At 73.3% G+C, this 20,343-nt stretch carries 18 protein-coding genes; 12 read left to right on the top strand and 6 right to left on the bottom strand.

Annotation, left to right across the window (positions count from 1 at the left end):
- Window positions 1-22: 22 nt before the first annotated feature.
- From ACIP4Y_RS19390 to ACIP4Y_RS19375, 4 genes are all read left to right on the top strand, one after another.
- The gene (locus tag ACIP4Y_RS19390) at window positions 23-1,591 is read left to right on the top strand and encodes a 4-coumarate--CoA ligase family protein (protein ID WP_401394730.1); all 1,569 of its coding nucleotides are present in this window, start codon (window positions 23-25) and stop codon (window positions 1,589-1,591) included.
- Window positions 1,588-2,334: an enoyl-CoA hydratase family protein gene (locus ACIP4Y_RS19385; RefSeq protein WP_401394727.1), complete on the top strand. Its 747-nt coding sequence runs from the start codon at window positions 1,588-1,590 to the stop codon at window positions 2,332-2,334. Before ACIP4Y_RS19390 ends, ACIP4Y_RS19385 begins: the two co-directional genes overlap by 4 nt.
- Window positions 2,322-2,927 carry a TetR/AcrR family transcriptional regulator gene (locus ACIP4Y_RS19380; protein ID WP_358639388.1) on the top strand — a complete coding sequence of 202 codons (606 nt, stop codon included), beginning with the start codon at window positions 2,322-2,324 and terminating at the stop codon, window positions 2,925-2,927. Before ACIP4Y_RS19385 ends, ACIP4Y_RS19380 begins: the two co-directional genes overlap by 13 nt.
- Window positions 2,928-3,142: 215 nt before the next feature.
- Window positions 3,143-4,168, top strand: coding sequence for an isopenicillin N synthase family dioxygenase (locus tag ACIP4Y_RS19375; protein ID WP_401394724.1), 1,026 nt, complete (start codon window positions 3,143-3,145; stop codon window positions 4,166-4,168).
- An 82-nt stretch (window positions 4,169-4,250) separates the two neighbouring features.
- On the opposite strand, the gene ACIP4Y_RS19370 is transcribed toward ACIP4Y_RS19375, so the two are convergent.
- Entirely contained in the window at window positions 4,251-5,351 is a 1,101-nt protein-coding gene (locus ACIP4Y_RS19370) for a citrate synthase 2 (RefSeq protein WP_358639393.1), read from the bottom strand.
- A 176-nt stretch (window positions 5,352-5,527) separates the two neighbouring features.
- Here ACIP4Y_RS19370 and pdxH point away from each other — a divergent pair, with 176 nt between their 5' ends.
- Window positions 5,528-6,214: a pyridoxamine 5'-phosphate oxidase gene (gene pdxH, locus ACIP4Y_RS19365; protein WP_401394721.1), complete on the top strand. Its 687-nt coding sequence runs from the start codon at window positions 5,528-5,530 to the stop codon at window positions 6,212-6,214.
- A 482-nt stretch (window positions 6,215-6,696) separates the two neighbouring features.
- Window positions 6,697-8,091 (top strand): PAS domain-containing protein, encoded by a 1,395-nt coding sequence (locus ACIP4Y_RS19360; protein WP_401394718.1) that lies wholly within the window; start codon window positions 6,697-6,699, stop codon window positions 8,089-8,091.
- A 20-nt stretch (window positions 8,092-8,111) separates the two neighbouring features.
- Here ACIP4Y_RS19360 and ACIP4Y_RS19355 read toward each other — a convergent pair whose 3' ends face one another.
- Window positions 8,112-8,867 carry an SIS domain-containing protein gene (locus ACIP4Y_RS19355; protein WP_401394716.1) on the bottom strand — a complete coding sequence of 252 codons (756 nt, stop codon included), beginning with the start codon at window positions 8,865-8,867 and terminating at the stop codon, window positions 8,112-8,114.
- A gap of 237 nt (window positions 8,868-9,104) precedes the next feature.
- Between ACIP4Y_RS19355 and ACIP4Y_RS19350 the strand changes: the two genes are divergently transcribed.
- Entirely contained in the window at window positions 9,105-9,797 is a 693-nt protein-coding gene (locus tag ACIP4Y_RS19350) for a metal-dependent transcriptional regulator (RefSeq protein WP_030341848.1), read from the top strand.
- A 277-nt stretch (window positions 9,798-10,074) separates the two neighbouring features.
- Window positions 10,075-10,959 (top strand): alpha/beta hydrolase, encoded by an 885-nt coding sequence (locus ACIP4Y_RS19345; RefSeq protein WP_358639402.1) that lies wholly within the window; start codon window positions 10,075-10,077, stop codon window positions 10,957-10,959.
- Between the two features lie 118 nt (window positions 10,960-11,077).
- Here the strand turns inward: ACIP4Y_RS19345 and ACIP4Y_RS19340 are convergent, their stop codons facing one another.
- Complete coding sequence (locus ACIP4Y_RS19340) at window positions 11,078-11,743, bottom strand: bifunctional DNA primase/polymerase (RefSeq protein ID WP_401394712.1); 666 nt, start codon at window positions 11,741-11,743, stop codon at window positions 11,078-11,080.
- 295 nt (window positions 11,744-12,038) lie between these two features.
- Here ACIP4Y_RS19340 and ACIP4Y_RS19335 point away from each other — a divergent pair, with 295 nt between their 5' ends.
- Both ACIP4Y_RS19335 and ACIP4Y_RS19330 read left to right on the top strand, forming a co-directional pair.
- Entirely contained in the window at window positions 12,039-13,424 is a 1,386-nt protein-coding gene (locus ACIP4Y_RS19335; protein ID WP_401394709.1) for a transcriptional regulator, read from the top strand.
- Between the two features lie 199 nt (window positions 13,425-13,623).
- Complete coding sequence (locus tag ACIP4Y_RS19330; protein WP_401394706.1) at window positions 13,624-15,303, top strand: hypothetical protein; 1,680 nt, start codon at window positions 13,624-13,626, stop codon at window positions 15,301-15,303.
- Between the two features lie 39 nt (window positions 15,304-15,342).
- Here the strand turns inward: ACIP4Y_RS19330 and ACIP4Y_RS19325 are convergent, their stop codons facing one another.
- Window positions 15,343-16,662, bottom strand: a complete 1,320-nt coding sequence (locus ACIP4Y_RS19325) for an ABC transporter substrate-binding protein (protein ID WP_401394703.1) — start codon at window positions 16,660-16,662, stop codon at window positions 15,343-15,345.
- A gap of 117 nt (window positions 16,663-16,779) precedes the next feature.
- Between ACIP4Y_RS19325 and ACIP4Y_RS19320 the strand changes: the two genes are divergently transcribed.
- Window positions 16,780-17,280, top strand: a complete 501-nt coding sequence (locus tag ACIP4Y_RS19320; protein WP_358639415.1) for a hypothetical protein — start codon at window positions 16,780-16,782, stop codon at window positions 17,278-17,280.
- Window positions 17,281-17,326: 46 nt separating this feature from the next.
- Complete coding sequence (gene purU / locus ACIP4Y_RS19315) at window positions 17,327-18,211, top strand: formyltetrahydrofolate deformylase (RefSeq protein WP_401394700.1); 885 nt, start codon at window positions 17,327-17,329, stop codon at window positions 18,209-18,211.
- A gap of 84 nt (window positions 18,212-18,295) precedes the next feature.
- Here the strand turns inward: purU and ACIP4Y_RS19310 are convergent, their stop codons facing one another.
- On the bottom strand, window positions 18,296-19,651 hold the full coding sequence (locus ACIP4Y_RS19310) for a zf-HC2 domain-containing protein (RefSeq protein ID WP_401394697.1): 1,356 nt from the start codon (window positions 19,649-19,651) through the stop codon (window positions 18,296-18,298).
- A complete protein-coding gene (locus ACIP4Y_RS19305; RefSeq protein ID WP_358639422.1) occupies window positions 19,648-20,205 on the bottom strand; it encodes a sigma-70 family RNA polymerase sigma factor in 558 nt (185 codons plus the stop codon). The genes ACIP4Y_RS19310 and ACIP4Y_RS19305 overlap by 4 nt, the downstream gene beginning before the upstream one ends.
- Window positions 20,206-20,343 lie beyond the last annotated feature (138 nt).

Genomic DNA, 20,343 nt, shown 5'->3' with positions numbered 1-20,343 from the left:
GCGGCCCCTGCGAGGAGGAACCGTGTTCCGCAGCGAGTACGCAGACGTTCCGCCCGTAGAACTCCCCATCCACGAGGCCGTCCTGGGCCACGCCGCCGCCTTCGGCGACCGGCCCGCCCTCATCGACGGCACGGACGGCACCACCCTCACGTACGAGCAGGTGGACCGGTTCCACCGGCGCCTGGCCGCCGCCCTCGCCGACACCGGCGTCCGCAAGGGCGACGTCCTCGCCCTGCACAGCCCCAACACGATCACCTTCCCGACCGCCTTCTACGCGGCCACGCGCGCGGGTGCCGCCGTCACCACCGTGCACCCGCTCGCCACCGCCGAGGAGTTCGCCAAGCAGCTCGGCGACAGCGGCGCGCGCTGGATCGTCACCGTCTCCCCGCTGCTGGAGACCGCCCGCCGGGCCGCCGAGATCGCGGGCGGCGTACGGGAGATCCTCGTGTGCGACAGCGCGTCCGGCCACCGCTCGCTGATCGACCTGCTCGCCACCACCGCCCCCGAACCCGAGGCCGGCATCGACCCGGCGGAGGACATCGCCGCACTGCCGTACTCCTCCGGCACCACCGGCACCCCCAAGGGCGTCATGCTCACCCACCGGCAGATCGCCACCAACCTCGCCCAACTGGAACCCGCCGTCCCCGCCGGACCCGGCGACCGCATCCTCGCCGTCCTGCCCTTCTTCCACATCTACGGCCTCACCGCCCTGATGAACGCACCGCTGCGCAAGGGCGCCACCGTCGTCGTCCTGCCGCGTTTCGACCTGGAGACCTTCCTCGCCGCGATCGAGAAGCACCGCATCACCGGCCTGTACGTCGCCCCGCCGATCGTCCTCGCCCTCGCCAAGCACCCGGCGGTCAGCCGCTACGACCTCTCCTCCCTGCAGTACGTCGTCAGCGCCGCCGCCCCGCTGGACGCCCGCCTGGCCCTCGCCTGCGCCGAACGCCTCGGCCTGCCCCCGATCGGCCAGGCCTACGGCATGACGGAACTGTCCCCCGGCACCCACGTCGTCCCCCTGGACCGCCTCCGCGAGGCCCCCGCCGGCACGGTCGGCCGCCTCATCGCCGGCACCGAGATGCGGATCGTCTCCCTGGACGACCCCGGCAAGGACCTCGGCACCGGCGAACCCGGCGAGATCCTCATCCGCGGCCCCCAGGTGATGAAGGGCTACCTCGGCCGCCCCGACGCCACCGCCGCCCTGATCGACACCGACGGCTGGCTGCACACCGGGGACGTCGGACACGTCGACGCGGACGGCTGGCTCTTCGTCGTCGACCGCGTGAAGGAACTGATCAAGTACAAGGGCTTCCAGGTGGCCCCCGCCGAACTGGAGGCCCTCCTGCTCACCCACCCCGGCATCGCCGACGCCGCCGTCATCGGCGCCCGCAACGACGACGGCAACGAGATCCCGCACGCCTTCGTCGTCCGCCACCCCACCGCCGGCGACCTCACCGAGAACGACATCCTGCTGTACGTCGCCGAACGCGTCGCCCCCTACAAACGCGTCCGCCGGATCACCTTCATCGACACCGTCCCACGCGCCGCCTCCGGCAAGATCCTCCGCCGGCAGCTCAGGGAGCACACATGACCGACCCGACCCGGCTGATCGGCCGCACGCGCGCGCGTGCCGTCACCACCCTCAGCCTCGACGCCACCGGCACCCGCAACGCCCTGTCCGCGGCACTCGTCACCGCACTCGCCGACGCCCTCACCGACTGCGGCAAGGACCCGGACGTACGCGCCGTGGTCCTCACCCACACCGGTACGACGTTCTGCGCCGGCGCGGACCTGCGCGACCCACCCGACCCCGACGCCCTGGTGGCCCTGCTTCGCCAGATCGTCGAGCTGCCCAAGCCCGTCGTCGCCCGGGTCACCGGCCACGTCCGCGCCGGCGGGCTCGGCCTGCTCGCCGCCTGCGACATCGCCGCCGCCTCCGCCGACGCCAGCTTCGCCTTCACCGAGGTACGCATCGGCGTCGCCCCCGCCGTGATCTCCCTGCCGGTGATCCCGCGCGCCGACCCCCGCGCCCTGGCCCGCTACTACCTCACCGGCGAACGCTTCGGCCCCGCCGAGGCCGTACGCCTGGGCCTGCTGACGGCGACCGCGGACGACGTCGACACCGCCCTCGCCCCCGTCCTGGACGGCCTGCGCCGCTCCGCCCCCCAGGCCCTGGCCGAGACGAAACGGCTGCTCACGACTAGGGTGCTGGAGACATTCGACCGGGACGCGGCCGAGCTGACCGCGCTCTCGGCCCGGCTGTTCGCCTCCCCCCAGGCCCGGGAGGGGATGACGGCCTTCCTGGAAAGACGTGATGCGGCATGGGTGGTGTGAGTACGACCGAACGCGAGCGCGTTCCCAAGCAGGACCGCAGCCGGGCCACCCGGCAGCGGCTCCTGGAGGCCGCCGTGGCCTGCCTCGCCGAGCACGGCTGGGCAGGCTCCACGGTCGCCGTCGTCGCCGAACGCGCCGGCGTCTCCCGCGGCGCCGCCCAGCACCACTTCCCGACCCGGGAAGACCTCTTCACCGCCGCAGTCGAGTACGTCTCCGAGGAACGCTCCCTCGCCCTGCGCGCCCTCTTCCCCGACGGCCCCGCCGACCGCCGGGCCGTCGTCGCGGCCCTGGTCGACCTCTACACCGGCCCCCTCTTCCGCGCCGCCCTGCACCTGTGGGTCGCCGCCTCCGACGAGGACCAGCTGCGCCCGCGCGTGACCGAGCTGGAGGCCCGCGTCGGCCGCGAGACCCACCGCATCGCCGTCGAACTCCTCGGCGCCGACGAGTCCCGCCCCGGCGTCCGCGAAACCGTCCAGGGCCTGCTCGACATGGCCCGCGGCCTGGGCCTCGCCAACCTGCTCACCGACGACACCGCCCGCCGCGAACGGGTCGTCGCCCAGTGGGCGGCTCTGCTGGACGACACCCTGGGCTGAGGGAGCAACCACCGGGGGCGCGTTACCCTTGGCCCATGCTTCCGATGCTCGTCCGCCGCCGCCACGTGGACTACGTGCGCGTCACGAGCATGGGCTGTCGGCGCGTCGACGCCTGAACCAGCCCCCTGTCTCTCCCTTTTCTTCCTTTTCCGGCACCCGGGGGCCGCTCACACCCTCGGCGGCCACCCGTGCCCCGTACACCCTGCGGACGCACCATGACCACGCACACAGCGACGTCGTACCACCAGCTCCCGATCATCGACCTGTCGGCGGCCGACCGCGGCCCCCAGGCCCGCGCCCTCCTCCACGCCCAACTGCACAGCGCCGCCCACGACGTCGGCTTCTTCCAGCTCGTCGGACACGGCGTGACCCCGGCCGAGACCGACGCCCTGCTCACCGCCATGCGCGCCTTCTTCGCCCTCCCCGAGGCCGACCGGCTCGCCCTCGACAACATCGGCTCTCCGCACTTCCGCGGCTACACCCGCACCGGCGACGAGCGCACCGGCGGCGCCCGCGACTGGCGCGACCAGCTCGACATCGGCGCCGAACGCCCCGCCCGGACCCCCGGCCCCGGGGAGCCCCCGTACTGGTGGCTGCAGGGCCCCAACCAGTGGCCGGCCGCCCTCCCCGAACTCCGCACGGCCGCCCTTGCCTGGATCGACCGGCTGAGCGAGGTCGCCCACCGCCTCCTGCACGAACTGCTCACCGCCATCGGCGCCCCGGCCGACTTCTACGACCCGATCTTCGGCCCCCACGCTCACCCGCACCTCAAGCTCGTCCGCTACCCCGGCAGCGCGGACGACGGCACCGGCCAGGGCGTCGGCGCCCACAAGGACTACGGCTTCCTGACCCTGCTCCTGCAGGACACGGTCGGCGGCCTCCAGGTCCAGCGCGAGGACGGCCGCTTCCATGACGTACCGCCCATCGAAGGTGCGTTCGTCGTCAACCTCGGCGAACTCCTGGAGGTGGCGACCAACGGCTACCTGCTCGCCACCAACCACCGCGTGGTCAGCCCACCCGGCGCGACGGAACGTTTCTCGGTCCCGTTCTTCTACAACCCCCGCCTGGACGCCAAGGTCACCCCGCTCCCCTTCCCCCACGCGTCGACGGCCCCCGGCATAACGACGGACCCGACGAACCCCCTGTACGCCGAGTACGGCTACAACGAACTCAAGGGCAAGCTCAGGGCCCACCCGCTGGTGGCGGAGCGCCACCACAGGAGCCTTCTGACACCCGCGTGAGCAGTCGGCCTCAGGGGCGCGGGGAAACCGCGCGACAAGCCACCACCGGCCCGCAGTCGCCCGCGCTCCTGAGCCACCCCTCTCAGTGGGCGGTCTCCCCGTACCCCTCGATGTCCTGAGGCCGCCGCGGACCCGGCCCCACATACCGCGCGGACGGCCGCACCAGCCGCCCCGTCCGCTTCTGCTCGAGAATGTGCGCCGACCACCCAGCGGTACGCGCACACGTGAACATCGACGTGAACATGTGCGCCGGCACCTCGGCGAAGTCGAGCACGATCGCCGCCCAGAACTCCACGTTCGTGGCCAGCACCCGGTCCGGCCGCCGATTGTGCAGCTCCTCCAGCGCGGCCTTCTCCAGCGCCTCGGCCACCTCGAACCGCGGAGCACCCAGCTCCCGCGCCGTACGCCGCAGCACCCGCGCCCGCGGGTCCTCCGCCCGGTACACCCGGTGCCCGAAGCCCATCAGCCGCTCACCGCGGTCCAGGGCCTGCTTGACGTACGCCTCCGCGTCCCCCGTGCGCTCGATCTCCTCGATCATCCCGAGCACCCGCGACGGCGCACCGCCGTGCAGCGGCCCGGACATCGCGCCCACCGCACCGGACAGCGCGGCGGCGACGTCCGCACCCGTGGAGGCGATGACCCGCGCGGTGAACGTGGAGGCGTTCATGCCGTGCTCGGCGGCGGAGGTCCAGTAGGCGTCCACGGCCGCGACGTGCTTGGGATCCGGCTCCCCGCGCCACCGGATCATGAACCGCTCCACCACCGAGTTCGCCCTGTCGATCTCCCGCTGCGGCACCATCGGCAGCCCCTGCCCGCGCGCGGACTGGGCGACGTACGACAGGGCCATGACGGCGGCGCGCGCCAGGTCCTCGCGGGCCTGCCGCTCGTCGATGTCGAGCAGCGGACGCAGCCCCCAGACGGGGGCGAGCATGGCGAGCGCCGACTGCACGTCCACGCGGATGTCACCGGAGTGCACGGGGATCGGGAACGGCTCGGCGGGCGGCAGTCCGGGGTTGAAGGCGCCGTCGACCAGCAGCCCCCACACGTTCCCGAACGAGACGTGACCGACCAGGTCCTCGATGTCGACGCCCCGGTAGCGCAGGGCGCCGCCCTCCTTGTCCGGTTCGGCGATCTCCGTCTCGAACGCGACGACTCCTTCGAGCCCGGGTACGAAATCGGACATCAGGCGGCTCCTCGTGATGTGTGGGCGGCGGTCACCCCGGTGATGCCCCGATCTGCCGGTGGTCACCCGTGGTCAACCCAACCGCAAAGGGAGCAGAACGATAACTCCCGGTGCCATGCTTGGGGAGACCACACGACACCCGGTGCCATACCCGTTCGATACGGCAAGATGACCGCGTGACCGACCGCGACCCGCTTCTGGATCCCGTCCTCGATCCCGCCGCCATGCGCAAGCAGTACCGGGCCGACGGCCTCGCCGAAGAGGACCTCGCCACCCACCCCATGGACCAGTTCGCCCGCTGGTTCGAGGATGCCGCCCGGGCGGCCCTGCACGGCACGCTCTACGAACCCAACGCGATGGTCGTCTCCACGGCGGACGCGACGGGCCGCCCCAGCTCCCGCACCGTGCTGATGAAGCAGTACGACACCGAGGGCTTCGTCTTCTTCACCAACTACGACTCCCGCAAGGGCCGCGACCTCGCGGAGAACCCGCACGTGTCGCTGCTCTTCCCGTGGCACCCGCTGGCCCGCCAGGTCATCGTCACCGGCACCGCCCGGCGCACCGGCCGCGACGAGACCGCCGCCTACTTCCGCACCCGCCCGCACGGCTCCCAGCTGGGCGCCTGGGCCAGCGCCCAGTCCACGGTGATCGCCTCCCGCAGCGAACTCGACACGGCCTACGCCGAACTCGCCGCCCGCTACCCCGAGGACGAACAGGTCCCCGTCCCGCCGCACTGGGGCGGCTTCCGCATCGCCCCGGAGACGATCGAGTTCTGGCAGGGCCGCCAGAACCGCCTCCACGACCGCCTGCGCTACGTCGCCCAGCCCCACGGCACCTGGCAGGTCGAACGCCTCAGCCCCTGACCGGAACGGCCCCGTACAACGCAGACGACCCGCGGGCTGGGTTCCTCAAGGAGGAGCCGGCCGGACGTACCGGCAGCCCGCGGGTCGGGTGACTGCTTGGGATTGGGCCGGCTGCGTGTTTCTCACACGCTGGTCCGGCACCGCACTGGGTGTGGTGGCGGGCCGCTAGCCCGCAGCCACCTCGCGCGTCCGGGTTTCACTCATGTACCCGATCACCTCCTCTCTGCGATACCTGAACCTTAGGCAGTCGGCGGGAGCCGCTCAACTGTTTTTTCGGCGACGTCGACGCGGTGGGTTCGCAGGGTTGCGGCGGCGCGGGTGGTCGAGACGCGTGAGCTGCGGCTCTTGGCGGGCGGGGACGGACATTGATGCCGGGAATCTTGCGGGAACAGTATGTGGGGTGCGTCACGTTCCAGTTGAATAAGGGCCAGTGAGCGAACCGAGCGCCGTGCGGGCGCGGACGCAGCTTCCAGGGGGTCCAGGTGAGTGCTTCGCGGTGGAGTGGGACCACGGACGAGCTGGGGCCGGACGAGCCCGGTGAGTCCGGCGGATCCGATCTGCTCGCCGCGCTGCTGGACGGCATGGACGCGGCCCTGTGCGCCTTCGACGCCGACGGGGTCGTGACCCACTGGAACCGGGAGGCGGAGCGGATCCTGGGATGGACGGCCGCCGAGGCCGTCGGGCGGCACGGGTTCGCCGGCTGGGCGGTGCGCAGCGCCGACGCCGAGGACGTGCAGGCCCGCCTGATGTCGGCGATGCACGCGCCGGGCCGGCAGGTGCACGAGTTCGCGCTGGTCACCAAGGACGGCGGGCGGGTGCTCGTACGGACCCAGTCGGCCGCCGTACGGGGGCCCGACGGGAAGCCCGCCGGGGTGTACTGCGCGTTCAGCGAGGTGCACGCGCAGATCGATCTCGAGCGGTCGATCGCGCTGAGCGAGGCGCTGTTCGAGGACGCGTCCTGGGGCGTCGTCCTGGTCGACGCCGACCTGCGGCCCGCCGTGGTGAACGCGCACGCGGCCCGGGCGCTGGGGCTGGGCCGTACGTCCGTGCTGGGGCGTCCGCTGGGCGAGCTGCTCGCCCAGGGCGTGGAGGAGCTGGAGGCCGCGCTGACCCACGTCCTCGCCGAGGGCGCGCCGCCCGCGCCCGCCGAGATGTGGGTGACCGTGCGCAGCCCGGAGGGCGAACGGCGGCGCTGCTGGCGCAGCGGGTTCCTGCGGCTGGCGTCGCCGCTCGCGGAGGAGCCGGTGCCGCTCGGGGTGGGCTGGCTGTTCGAGGACGTCACCGAGGCCAAGCACAGTGAGCAGGAGGCGGCCCTGCTGCGGTTCCGGACGAACCAGTTGCACCGCGCGGCCCGGGCCGCGGCCGAATGCGAGGACCCGGCGGAGGCGGCCACCGTCCACCTGGACTTCGCCCTCGCCGGTTTCGCCGACCACGCCCTCGTCGACCGGGTGGCGGGCGGTTCGCGTGCGGAGGGCGAGGGCACCTCGGGCCCGGTCCGGCTGGTCCGGCTCGCCGCCACGCCCGCGGGGACACCGGGGCCGAGCCTGCTCACGGGCGCGGCCGGGCTGCCCGTGCGCTACCCGGAGGGCCATCCGGCGGTGCGGTGCGTGGAGCGGGCCGGGACGGTGCGCGCGGACGCAGGGCCGGTGTCGGCCGAGCGGGGGCGGGAGTGGGCGCTGGAGCGGCAGTGGCCCGCCGACGCCGTGCACGCGCTGTGCGCGGTGCTGCGCAGCCGGGGGCGCACGCTGGGTGTGGTGACCTTCCTGCGCACCGCCGGCCGCAGCCGCTTCGAGCGTTCCGACACGGCCTACGCCGAGGACGTGGCCGTACGGATCGCGACGACGCTGGACCTGGCGGAGGCGGTGCGGGACCGGTAGCGCCCCGGTGCGCGTGTGCGTCAGTGGCGGTAGAAGATCCGGTCGCCGTACTCGGTCATCACCCGGCCGTTCCACTCGTGGCCGCCGTCGACGTTGCCGGAGCGCAGCAGCGGGGGTTCGATGCCGCGGTCGGCGAGGGTGGCGGCGGTGGTCGCCACGACGGCCTGCATCAGGGCGGTGGTGACCACCGTGGAGGCGGGGGCGAACGGCGCCGGGATGGTGTCGAGGGTGAGTTCCGCGTCGCCGACGGCGATCTTCGAGTCGAGGACGATGTCGCAGTGGTCCTTGAGGAAGGTGCCGGAGCTGTGCCGGGACTTCGTCTCCTCGGCGTACGCCACCGAGGTGACGCCGATGACCTTCACGCCGAGGGCGCGGGCGCCCCGGGCCATCTCCACGGGCAGGGCGTTGCGGCCGGAGAGCGAGATGATCACGAGGGCGTCGCCGGCGCGGACCGGGGAGGTGTCCAGGACGGCGCTCGCGAGGCCGTCGACGCGTTCGAGGGCGGAGCCGAGGGTGGCGGGGGTGACGTCGACGCCGACGACGCCGGGTACGGCGAGCAGGTTCATCAGCGCGAGGCCGCCCGCGCGGTAGACGACGTCCTGGGCGGCCAGCGAGGAGTGCCCGGCGCCGAAGGCGAACAGGCGGCCGCCGGCCCCGACGGTGTCGGCGAGCAGGGTGCCGGCCGCGGTGATCGCTTCGGCCTCCTCGTCGCGGACCCGTTGCAGCAGGCCGATGGCGGCGTCGAAGAACAGGTCGGCAGGCGTGCCGTCGCTCATGCGGTGCCCCTTCGCAGCGTCTGTGTCGCGGATCACCGTGCGGTCTGGACCATCGCGGTGTCAATACGGCCGGAGCGCGACGGGCCCCCTGCGCCCCCGCAGCCGGAAACGGTCCCGCACCCCTCGCTGAGGGCCCCGTTTCCCCGGTACCGCCCGCTTGTCAGCGGGATCCGGCAGAATTGATGCCAGGGCCAGCGCACGCGGCCGGCGGCCGGCAGAGGTAATCGAGGGGCACGTATGTCCGGACTGATCGACACCACGGAGATGTATCTCCGCACCATCCTCGAACTCGAAGAGGAAGGCGTCGTGCCCATGCGCGCCCGCATCGCGGAGCGGCTGGACCAGAGTGGGCCGACGGTGAGCCAGACGGTGGCGCGGATGGAGCGCGACGGCCTGGTCTCCGTGGCCAGTGACCGGCACCTGGAGCTGACCGACGAGGGCCGCCGGCTGGCGACGCGCGTGATGCGCAAGCACCGCCTGGCCGAGTGTCTGCTCGTGGACGTGATCGGGCTGGAGTGGGAGCAGGTGCACGCGGAGGCGTGCCGCTGGGAGCACGTGATGAGCGAGGCCGTCGAGCGTCGTGTGCTGGAGCTGCTGCGGCACCCCACCGAGTCGCCGTACGGCAACCCGATCCCGGGCCTGGAAGAGCTGGGCGAGAAGGACGGGGCGGACCCGTTCCTGGACGAGAGCATGGTGTCGCTGGCCGACCTGGACCCGGGTTCGGACGGCAAGACGGTCGTCGTCCGCCGTATCGGCGAGCCGATCCAGACGGACGCACAGCTGATGTACACGCTGCGGCGGGCGGGCGTGCAGCCCGGTTCCGTGGTGAGCGTGACGGAGTCGCCCGGTGGCGTGCTGGTGGGCAGCGGCGGCGAGGCGGCCGAGCTGGAGGCGGACATCGCCTCCCATGTGTTCGTCGCCAAGCGCTGACAAGGAGAGGGCCCCGGCGCTGAGCGGCGCCGGGGCCTGTCCTCCCCTGTGCTGACCCGGAGCCCCGAGCTCTCAGGGTCATCCCCTCGGACCGGCTTTTCCCCGAGCGGTCCGCCCTCCTGCCAGAAAGATCCCCTCGGCTGAGGCGATCATTCCTGGAGAGGTGTCACTCGAATGAGGGGTGTTGTCCGCGGAGACAGAATTTTCGAATGGGTTTTCGATAGCCTGAAGCAGCTGGGACGACGAGGCAGGCGGAGCACTGGGGGGTGCCAGGCCGATGGCACGGCGTATCGATGTGACGGGAGCGGGCGGGGTGCGCCTGGCCGCCTGGGAGTTCGCCGACCCTCCGAAACCGGAGGCGGAGCCGGACGGTGCGGCCGGGGCGGAGTCCGGCGCTCCGGGGGTGCTGTTACTCCACGGCCTGATGGGCCGCGCCTCCCACTGGGCGTCCACCGCCCGCTGGCTCGCCGGCCGCCACCGGGCCGTGGCGCTCGACCAGCGCGGCCACGGCCGGAGCGACAAGCCCCCCGAGGCCGCCTACACCCGCGAGGCCTACGTCGAGGACGCCGAGGCCGCCGTGGAACAGCTCGGCCTCGCCCCCGTCGTCCTCATCGGCCACGCCATGGGCGCGCTGACCGCCTGGCAGCTCGCCGCCAAGCGCCCCGAGCTGGTCCGCGGCCTGATCATCTGCGACATGCGGGCCTCCGCGCTGGGCGCGGCCTCGCAGCGCGAGTGGGCCGACTGGTTCCGGTCCTGGCCCGTCCCGTTCGCCAGCCTCGCCGACGTCCGCAAGTGGTTCGGCGAGGACGACCCCTGGGTGGAGCGGCCCAGCCCCGCGCGCGGCGCGTTCTACGCCGAGGTGATGCACGAGTGCGAGGACGGCTGGCGGCCGGTCTTCGAGCCCCAGCACATGCTCAGCTCCCGCGAGACGTGGGTCTACGACGCCCACTGGGAGGAACTGACCCAGGTGCGGTGCCCGACCCTGGTGGTGCGTGGCGTGGACGGCGAGCTGGGCCGGGCGGAGGCCCAGGAAATGGTGCGGGTGCTGCCGCGCGGGGAGTACGCGGAGGTGCCGGACGCGGGGCATCTCGCCCACTACGACCTGCCGGGGGCTTGGCGGGGTGCCGTCTCGCCGTTCCTCGATGCGTTGCTCGGGGATTGATCGCCTGCTCGTCTGCCGGGTTCCGTCTCGTTCGCGGGTGCGGGGAACTGCGCGACCAGCCACGACGAACCGGTGGTCGCCGACGAGACGGAACCCGGCAGAGGAGTGGGCGAACCAGCTACCGATCCCTCCCGCACGCATAGGCCAGCGGCGAGATCAGCTCCTCCGCGTCCGGCAGCCACCGATTCGCGGGCGTGGGCCGGCGGGCCCACTGCACGGCCCCCCGCGACCCGAACCGCGTAGGCGGCGCAGCCACGTACGCGCCCTCGCCCAGGGCCACCAGATCCAGTGACGACAGCGACCACCCGATCTTGCGCACCAGCTCCGGCACCTTCGCGGTGGCGCCGGGCAGGACGAAGAAGTGCATCCGCCGGTCGGGGGCCAGCGTGACCGGCCCGAGCGTCAGCTCCATCCGCTCCATCCGGGCGAGCGCCAGGAACCCCGCGCTCTCCGGGACGGACAGCGCGTCGAAGGTCCGCCCGGTCGGCAGCAGGATCGACGCCGTCGGCTGCTTCTGCCACATCCGGCGCGCGACGGTCGCACTGCCGGTCGCCTGGGTCGCCCAGTCGGGGCGCACGGGGTGCGCACCCGGCGCAGGGCAGGAGGCGTCGCCGCACGAGCAGCGCTGCATCCCGTCGACGGCTTCCAGCCAGGTGCCCGGGAACACGTCCCAGTGCCGCTCCTCGGCGTACCGTACGGCGGTCTCCAGCAGCGATTCCCCGCGCTGCTGCGGAATGTGACCGGCAATCTGACTGTCCTGGGCGCCCGCGATCGTCTCTTCCACGCTCCACTCAACTCCCGCGCCCACCTGGAGTTACGGCTGTACCGCGCGCGGGGGAGGAGCATCGATTCGGCAGTCGGGGCGCATGGGTGCACGTCCGGGGGCGCGCGGGAGGAGACGGGGCGTGAGGCGGGTAGCCAGGGGTGGGGTGGCACCCGCTGTTACCCCGGCAAACCGCACATGTCGCGCATTGACGGTATGTCAGCGGGGCAGTGATCTTCCCGAACGGATCGTCTCGGCCGGATCCCCCCGACCGGAAATTCACGCTCCAGGGGATCGCAACGCAGGGGGTAAGCACATGGCCGCAAGGCCTCTCGTGGCGAGGCAGCCGAACGAACGGCTGCAGGCACTCATCCAGGAAGCGGGGTGCTCGAACGCCGGGCTGGCCCGGCGGGTCAACATGTGCGGCGCCGAGCACGGTCTCGACCTGCGCTACGACAAGACTTCCGTGGCCCGCTGGCTCCGCGGCCAGCAGCCACGGGGCCGGGCCCCGGCGATCATCGCCGAGGCGCTCGGGCGCAAGCTCGGCCGTACGGTCACCATCGACGAGATCGGCATGGCCAACGGCAAGAACCTCGCCTCGGGCGTGGGCCTCCAGTTCTCGCCGACGGTACTGGGGGCCATCGAGCAGGTCTGCGAGCTGTGGCGCAGCGACGTGGGACGCCGGGACTTCCTGTCCGGTTCCTCCGTCGCCGCCTCCGCGCTGGTCGAGCCCAGCCGCGACTGGCTGATCTCGGCTCCGGACGCCCAGGTGGCCCGGCAGGCGGGCCCGCGCGTGGGCCAGTCCGACGTGGCCGCCGTACGGTCCATGACCCAGGCGCTGGTGGACCTCGACCACCAGTACGGCAGCGGGCATGTGCGCCCGGTCGTCGTGCACTACCTCAACAGTGTCGTCTCCGGGCTGCTCGCGGGGTCGTACCGGGAGGCGGTGGGCCGTGAACTCTTCGCGGCGGTCGCCCGGTTGACGGAGCTGGCGGGGTACATGGCCGTCGACACCGGCCAACCGGGCCTCGCCCAGCGGTACTACATCCAGTCGCTGCGGCTCGCGCAGGCCGCCGGGGACCGCGGTTACGGCGGCTATGTCCTCGCCGCCTCCATGAGCCATCTCGCCGCGCAGCTCGGGAACCCGCGGGAAATCGCCCAGTTGGCGCGGGCGGCGCAGGAGGGGGCGCGCGGGCATGTGACCCCGCGCGTGGAGGCGATGTTCCACGCCGCCGAGGCGCGCGGGCACGCCCTGCTCGGCGATGTGCGCACCGCCCAGGCGGCCGGCGGGCGGGCGGCCGACGCGATGGAACGGGCGGACGGCGCCGCCGGGAACGACCCGGTGTGGATCAGGCACTTCGACGAGGCCTACCTGGCCGACGAGCTGGCGCACTGCCACCGCGATCTCGGACAGGCCGAGCAGGCGGCGCGGTACGCCGAGGAGGCGCTGGCCGGGCACCCCGAGTCCCGGGCCCGCCGGCGCGCCATCGGCTATGTGCTGCTCGCCACGGCCCAGGTGCAGCAGCGGGAGGTCGAGCAGGCCTGCAACACCGGTATGAAGGCGGTGGAGTTGCTGGAGACGCTCCGCTCCAACCGGGGTGCCGAGTACCTGGACGACCTCCAGCAGCGCCTGGAGCCCTTCCGGGACGAGGCGGTGGTGCGGGAGTTCGGCGCGCGCCTCGATCTCCAGCAGGCCGCGTGAACACCGGCCCCGCGGGGGCGTGAACGGGAAGCAAACGGCACCCGGGGTGCGCCGGGTGCCATGAACAGCGCAACGCGGGGCGGTTTTGTTACTGCTGTCACAGGGAAGGAGGTCGCGTTCGAGCTGCGTGGCACGCGGCTCGGGGGACCCGGTAGCGTGAGCCGACGATTCACAAGGTCCCCCATTAGTAGGAGTCCCGGTGACGCAGAGTGGACAGGGCGAGGAGCCCTCGGCGCGGCCCGCGCGCGAAGGCATCGTGCTGCCTTCCGACGGAGGCGAGCCCCTGCTGCCGGGCATGACCGCGACGCCCGCCCCCGCCACCCCGGCCGGCGGGCAGGCCTGGGGCGGTTCCTGGGGCCCCGGGCGGCAGACGCCCCAGCAGGGCCAGGACCATGACCAGGGCCAGGACCAGGGCTGGGCCCCGGCCCCGCAGTGGGGCGGCCAGGAGCAGCCCCCGCCCGCCGCGAACCCCGGCCCGCTGCCCCCGGAGGGCGCCCCGGCCCCGGCATACGGCGGCCAGGCACCGGCCTACGGCGGCCAGGAGGGCCCGTACGGCGGCTACGGCGCCGCTCAGCAGCCGGGCTTCGGCGCGCCCGACGCCTACCACCAGCACCAGCAGCAGGCGCCGCAGCACCAGCAGCCGTACCCGGGAGCGCAGCCCGCGCCCGCCGCGCCGCTGCCCCCCGCCTACCCGGGCGCGGGGGCCCCGCTGCCCCCGACGGCGGACGGCGCGACCCAGTACCTCCCCCCGGTCCCCGCCGGCCCCGCGGACGAGGGCGCCACCCAGTACATCCCGCCCGTGCAGGCCGCGCCGGCCGACGGCGCCACCCAGTACCTCCCGCCGGTTCCGGCCGGCCCCGGCGGCGAGGCGGCCACCCAGTACATACCGCCCGTCGCGGCCGGTGCCCTGCCGCCGGAGTCGGGCGGCGAGGAGACGCGGTACCTCGGCCAGGTGCCCCGACAGGCCGCGCCCGCGCCCTCCGACGCGGAGGCCACGCAGTACATCCCGCCCTACGCCGCCCAGACCCAGACCCAGCCCCAGGTCCAGGGGGCCGACCGGCAGCCGCCCGCCGAGTTCGACAACCTCTTCCGCGGCGGCCCGGGGGGCGACGGCCCGGCCGGGTCCACCCAGCAGCTCCCGCGCGTGCAGCAGCCGGACGCCTACCCAGGTCCGGCGCAGGCGTCGTACCGCCCGGCGCAGTCGTCGTACGACGCGGGCCCGGACGACGACGACGGCGGGCGGCGCGGTGGCCGGTCCCGGGTGCCGCTGCTCGCGGCGATCGGCGTGGGCATCGTCGTGCTGGGCGTGGGCGCCGGCGCGCTGCTGAGCGGCGGGGGCGACAAGGACAAGGGCGGTGCCGACAAGACGGTCGCCGCCGCGTCGCCGGCCACCACCGAGGGCTCCGCCTCGCCCGCCGTCGACCCGGCCCGGCAGCAGGCGGTCGAGCTGGACAAGCTGCTCGCGGACAGTGGCAGCAGCCGGTCCTCGGTGATCCAGGCCGTCGCCGACGTCAAGCAGTGCGACAACCTCGACCAGGCCGCCACCAACCTGCGGGACGCGGCCGGGCAGCGGGGCGAGCTGGTCACCCGGCTCGGCAAGCTGTCCGTCGACAAGCTGCCGGGCAACGCCGAACTGACGGCCGCGCTGACCAAGGCCTGGCAGGCGTCCGCCGCGGCCGACAACCACTACGCGGCCTGGGCCGACCAGGCCAAGAACCGCAAGGTCTGCCGCAAGGGGCACGCCCGCACCACCGGGGAGACCCAGGCCGGCAACCGGGAGAGCGGCACCGCCAGCGCGCAGAAGACGAAGGCGGCGGCGCTGTGGAACACGATCGCGCAGAAGTACGGCCTGACCCGGCGCCAGCCCACCCAGCTCTGACCGGCCGGCCGGCGCGGACGGCCCCGCCCGCGGGGTCCGTCACGGCACGTCCGCGTGTTCCAGGGTCGAGGTCATGTCGGCGATCCCGCCGGCGCCGCCGATGCCCTTGCGGGCCGCGACCAGCTTGCCGTCCCGCACCACCTGGAGCGTGACGTCGGCGTTGACCAGCCGCGGGAAGCCGACGGCGGCGAGCCTGCCCTCGTAGGGCCAGTGCAGGGTCGGGGTGAGCCCGCCGGTGGAGACCCGCAGGCCGTCGTTGAGGGTGCGGCGCACGGTGTCGGCGCTCACCTCCCCGTCGCCGATCCTCTCCAGGACGGCCCTGAGCACGGTGTAGGCGATCCACGTGGTCTGCACGCCGGCGTCCGCCGGGTCGATGCGGTTGTCGCCGAAGGCCTCCTCGTTGATCACCTTCTTCATCGGGTCCCAGCGCGGGTCGGAGACGACCGGGTACCAGCCGGTGATGTACGCCCCCTCGTACGGTCCCGTCGCCCCGCCCGTGGCGTTGATCACGGTCTGGTCGACGCTGCCGAGCACGGTCGCCGTGCGCACGTCCGGGAAGTTCGCCCGGGCGCGCCGGAAGGAGTCCATGAAGGTGTCCGTGCGGTCCCCGAGCGCGGGCACCACGCAGCCCTTCCTGGTCACGTCCTTGGTGGCGTACCGCAGCGCCTGCTCGGCCTGGCCGCCGTACTCGGTGGCGTCCTCCGCGGCGAGCTGGTCGCCGGCGTCCCGGTGCCCGCCCGCCTCCAGCCCCGAGTCGAGCATCGCGGGCAGCTGGTCGCCGGCGATGCTGTCCGGGCGGACCAGGGCGACGTGGCCGCACTCGGCGGCGAGGGCCTTGCCGAGGCCGGCCAGCAGGGCGGGCTGGCCGCCGTTGACCGGGTAGGACATGGCGCCCGTGAACTCGTCGTTCGTGACGCCGTAGCCGCCGATGTAGGGGATGCCGGCGCCTTCCAGCGGGGCGAGGTAGGAGTCGCCGAACTGGCTGTAGGAGCCGACGACCGCGACCACGTTCTCGGCCGCCGCGCGCCGGGCGCACTTGGCGGCGCCCACGCCGTCGTTGTGGTCGTTGCAGGTCAGCACCTCGAGCCTGCGGCCGTTGATGCCGCCGTGGGAGTTGACCCACTTCGCGTAAGCGCGGGCCATCGCGGGCATGCCCGGTTTGTTGGTCGCGTCGGTGTCCTGCGGCGCCCAGGTCATCACCTTGACCGGGTCATCCCCGGAGCCCCCCGTGGCACCGGGGATGACCCCGCATGCGGCGGTGAGCGACGCACAGAGGGCCGCCGCGGCGAGGGCGGTGGCTCTGACGGGGCGGGGAAGGGCGGGGAGGGGGGTACTGCGCGTGCGTCGCCTGCCGGTCATGAACACGCACGATTCCCTCACAGCACTAACCTGGGAGTGACCGTCGGTCAACGAAAGGTGACGCGCAGGTGAATTGCAGGGGCATGTGAGGCTTGTGGGACGGGGAACGTACGATCGATGACCGTGCAAGGTTCGGAGAACACTTCCCGTCGCGGCCGTCGCTCCTCCACCATGGGCGGCATGCCCTTGAACGACATGCCGTGGTGGCGGTGGCGCAGCAACGTGCGCTCGGCGCTGCACATGCTCTCCGACCCGGTGTTCCAGCGGGACGTCTGGCTGGCCGGCGTGGACGGCTACGGCGACGTCACGGACGCCGTGTACCGGCTGGTGGAGGACACCTGGCTGGACAACTGGTCGGCCGAGAAGTACGTCGGCACCATATTCCGGGACTCGCAGGAGGCGGCGCTCGTCGACACCGCCGTGCTGCGGGTGCTGCGGATCATGCACCAGGTCGGCCCGGACGCGCCGGTCGCCGTGTACATGGAGCACCCCGGCTGGCCGGACGCGGTGCGGGCGGCGCGGGACGCGCACGTGCGCATGTCGGTGAGCGACGGGGAGGACCCGGACGCGCCGCCGAAGAGCCTGGAGGTGCTGCGGATCCTCACGAGGTCCGCGTAGCGGACGGCGGCCCGCGCAGGGGGGCCGGTGTGGGATTCTGTAGTGCATGACCGATCAGTCCGCCCCTTCCGCCGCCGCGCCGGCCGACCAGTACGTCCTCACGCTGTCCTGCCCGGACAAGCAGGGCATCGTGCACGCCGTGTCCAGCTATCTGTTCATGACCGGCTGCAACATCGAGGACAGCCAGCAGTTCGGCGACCACGACACGGGACTGTTCTTCATGCGCGTCCACTTCTCGGCCGAGGCGCCGGTGACGGTGGACAAGCTGCGGGCGAGCTTCGCCGCGATCGGTGACACCTTCCACATGGACTGGCAGATCCACCGGGCCGACCAGAAGATGCGCATCCTGCTCATGGTCAGCAAGTTCGGGCACTGCCTGAACGACCTGCTGTTCCGGGCGCGGATCGGCGCGCTGCCGGTGGAGATCGTGGCCGTGGTCTCCAACCACACCGACTTCGAGGAGCTGGTGGGCTCCTACAACATCCCCTTCCACCACATTCCGGTGACGAAGGACACCAAGTCGGAGTCCGAGGCCAAGCTGCTGGAGATCGTGCGCGAGGAGAAGGTCGAGCTGGTCGTCCTCGCCCGCTACATGCAGGTGCTCTCGGACGACCTGTGCAAGCAGCTGAGCGGCCGGATCATCAACATCCACCACTCGTTCCTGCCGAGCTTCAAGGGCGCGAAGCCGTACCACCAGGCGCATGCGCGGGGTGTGAAGCTGATCGGGGCGACGGCGCACTACGTCACCGCGGACCTCGACGAGGGACCGATCATCGAGCAGGAGGTCGAGCGGGTCGGGCACGGTGTGACGCCGGACCAGCTGGTGGCCATCGGGCGCGACGTGGAGTGCCAGGCCCTGGCGCGGGCGGTGAAGTGGCATGCGGAGCGGCGCATTCTGCTGAATGGCCGACGCACGGTGGTGTTCGCCTAGGAGCCGGGGGCGCCCGCGGGTGCGTGGGGGGCGTTCGCGCAGCTCCCCGCCCCCTTACCGGGCGCCTGCCGCACCCCTCGCCGCTCACATCCGGCTGAGCGAAGCCACCGCGAGCAGCACGTCCCTGATCGCCTCCCGGTCGCCGACCTGACCGGCCGCCGCTTCCGCCGGAGGCACGTGGCCCGCCGCCAGCCGGCAGAACTCCACGCCGTCCAGGGCGACATGGGCCACCTCCAGGTCCGCGGAGCCGCGGGCCGCCGGTGAGTCCAGGGGGATCAGCCACTCGCCCCCGCCCGAGCCCTCGATCTCCAGGCGCAGGCTGCGGCCGGGCGCGCCGGCCGGGACCAGGTGCGGGGTGAGGCGGCCCGGCGCGGACAGGCCCGCGCGGCGGCGCCCGGCCAGTACCGTCGGCAGCACCCGTGCCGCGAGGTCGATCATCCGGTTCAGGTGCCGCGGCGCCGGCGGCTCGTACGGGTAGTCCACCGCCTCCGCGATGTCCTCGGCGTGCACCCAGCACTCGAAGGCGCGGTCCAGCATGGCGTCGTGCAGCGGCAGCGCGAAGTCGCCGTACGACACCTCGAGTCCGCCCGCGTGGCCACCCGTGAAGGACACCGTGCGTACCAGGCCGTGGCTCTGCTCCCGCCACGGCCCCCGCACCGAACGCGTCGGCGGGAAGTGCGAGGCCCGCCAGTACGCCTCCGTCCGCCCGGCCGGTCCGGCGGCACCCTGTTCCGCCGCGCCGGCGACCTCGGCCAGCGGATCCTCCAGGCCGAGCGCCGTGGCGACCATCCCGTCCACCGACAGCAGGTGCGCGATCACCCCGGCGACGGTCGTACGACGGCTCGTCGGCGCGTCCGCCTCGAACCAGCGCAGCCGCACCGGCGCATGCCACTCCGCGTCCCCGAAGTCCTGGAGCAACGCGTCCAGTCGCGCGGTCTCCGCGTCGTAGGGGGCCGCCCAGTCGGGCACCGGGATGCGCGGCGGCCGGCGGTTCAGGCAGCTCTCCAGGACGCGGGTGCGCAGCCCGGGGTCCAGGTCCAGGCTCTCCGGCTGGTGCAGCAGGCCGACGGCCTCGCGCAGCCGGCGGGCCTCGTCGGCGCAGCTGCCGCAGCTGCCCAGGTGGTGTTCGACGGCCGCCGTCTCCGCCGCCGAGCAGGCGGCCAGCGCCCAGGCACCGAGCAGCGACTTCAGGACGTCGTGCGAGAGGTCGAGCGGCACGGGTGCGAGGTCCCCCAGGTCGGCGAGGTCGGGCAGCGGGAGCCCGCTGTCCTCCACGGATGCGCGAGGCGTGGGTATACGCGGGGCCGGTGCCGGGCCGGGCCCGCCGGCACCGCGCGGGACGTCCCCCGCACCACCGCCGTGCCCGCCTGCCCCACGGCCGCCGTGCCTGCCGTGTTCGCCGTGCTCGTCGTGTGAGTCGAACCGGTCCGCCCCGTTCACACCGCACCCCGGTATCCCGGCGGTGTGCCGGTGTCGTGGGCGGTGGACAGGAGTTGGAGGCCGAGACGGAGCCGGCGGCGGGCCTCGTCCTCGGTGACGCCGAGGTCGGCCGCGGTCTGGCGGTAGTCACGGCGCTGGAAGTAGGCCAGGTCCAGGGCGGCGCGCAGCGGGGCCGGCATGGAGTGGACGATGTAGTCGGCGCGGGCGGCGACGGAGGCGCGGCGGACCGTGCTCTCCCGCTCCTCGCGCCGCGGCTGCTCCCGCTCCTCCCGGTCCCGCAGCCGCTGCACGGCGACCCGGTGGGTGACGGCGGCGACCCAGGAGCGCAGCGTGCCCTGCTTGGGGTCGTAGATCTCGGGGTGCTCCCAGACGTGGGCGAAGACCTCGCGGGTGACGGCGTCGGCGGCCTGCTCGTCGCCGAGGACGCGGTGGGCGAGGCTGTGCACCAGGGAGGCGAAGCGGTCGTACAGCTCGCCGAGGGCGGCTGCCTCACCGCGGGCGAGCCGCTGCTGCATCTTGCGGTCCCAGCGGGGCGGTACGTCCTTCCTGGCCATGCGGTCCCCTCCCCTCACCGTGTCCGGCCCGTCCAGCCTGTCGGTCCTGCCCTCTCGAATGTAGTCGGCACGTCTGACAGTGCACGCCCCTTTGTGTCAATGCGCGCCCCTGGAAGGGCCGCAGGTGATAGTGCCCTC

The organism is Streptomyces sp. NPDC088810 (genome assembly GCF_044750305.1).
Classification (GTDB): domain Bacteria; phylum Actinomycetota; class Actinomycetes; order Streptomycetales; family Streptomycetaceae; genus Streptomyces.
Note: the sequence above shows the minus strand (reverse complement) of the source record. Positions and strands in the feature narration are given on the sequence as shown.

What these genes read in the sequence shown, in the direction of transcription:
- ACIP4Y_RS19385 (WP_401394727.1), top strand. Translation starts at nt 1,588, where the DNA reads ATGACCGACCCGACCCGGCTGATCGGCCGCACGCGCGCGCGTGCCGTC.
- ACIP4Y_RS19380 (WP_358639388.1), top strand. Translation starts at nt 2,322, where the DNA reads ATGGGTGGTGTGAGTACGACCGAACGCGAGCGCGTTCCCAAGCAGGAC.
- ACIP4Y_RS19375 (WP_401394724.1), top strand. Translation starts at nt 3,143, where the DNA reads ATGACCACGCACACAGCGACGTCGTACCACCAGCTCCCGATCATCGAC.
- ACIP4Y_RS19370 (WP_358639393.1), bottom strand. Translation starts at nt 5,351, where the DNA reads ATGTCCGATTTCGTACCCGGGCTCGAAGGAGTCGTCGCGTTCGAGACG.
- ACIP4Y_RS19355 (WP_401394716.1), bottom strand. Translation starts at nt 8,867, where the DNA reads ATGAGCGACGGCACGCCTGCCGACCTGTTCTTCGACGCCGCCATCGGC.
- ACIP4Y_RS19350 (WP_030341848.1), top strand. Translation starts at nt 9,105, where the DNA reads ATGTCCGGACTGATCGACACCACGGAGATGTATCTCCGCACCATCCTC.
- ACIP4Y_RS19345 (WP_358639402.1), top strand. Translation starts at nt 10,075, where the DNA reads ATGGCACGGCGTATCGATGTGACGGGAGCGGGCGGGGTGCGCCTGGCC.
- ACIP4Y_RS19335 (WP_401394709.1), top strand. Translation starts at nt 12,039, where the DNA reads ATGGCCGCAAGGCCTCTCGTGGCGAGGCAGCCGAACGAACGGCTGCAG.
- ACIP4Y_RS19325 (WP_401394703.1), bottom strand. Translation starts at nt 16,662, where the DNA reads ATGACCGGCAGGCGACGCACGCGCAGTACCCCCCTCCCCGCCCTTCCC.
- ACIP4Y_RS19320 (WP_358639415.1), top strand. Translation starts at nt 16,780, where the DNA reads ATGACCGTGCAAGGTTCGGAGAACACTTCCCGTCGCGGCCGTCGCTCC.
- purU (WP_401394700.1), top strand. Translation starts at nt 17,327, where the DNA reads ATGACCGATCAGTCCGCCCCTTCCGCCGCCGCGCCGGCCGACCAGTAC.
- ACIP4Y_RS19305 (WP_358639422.1), bottom strand. Translation starts at nt 20,205, where the DNA reads ATGGCCAGGAAGGACGTACCGCCCCGCTGGGACCGCAAGATGCAGCAG.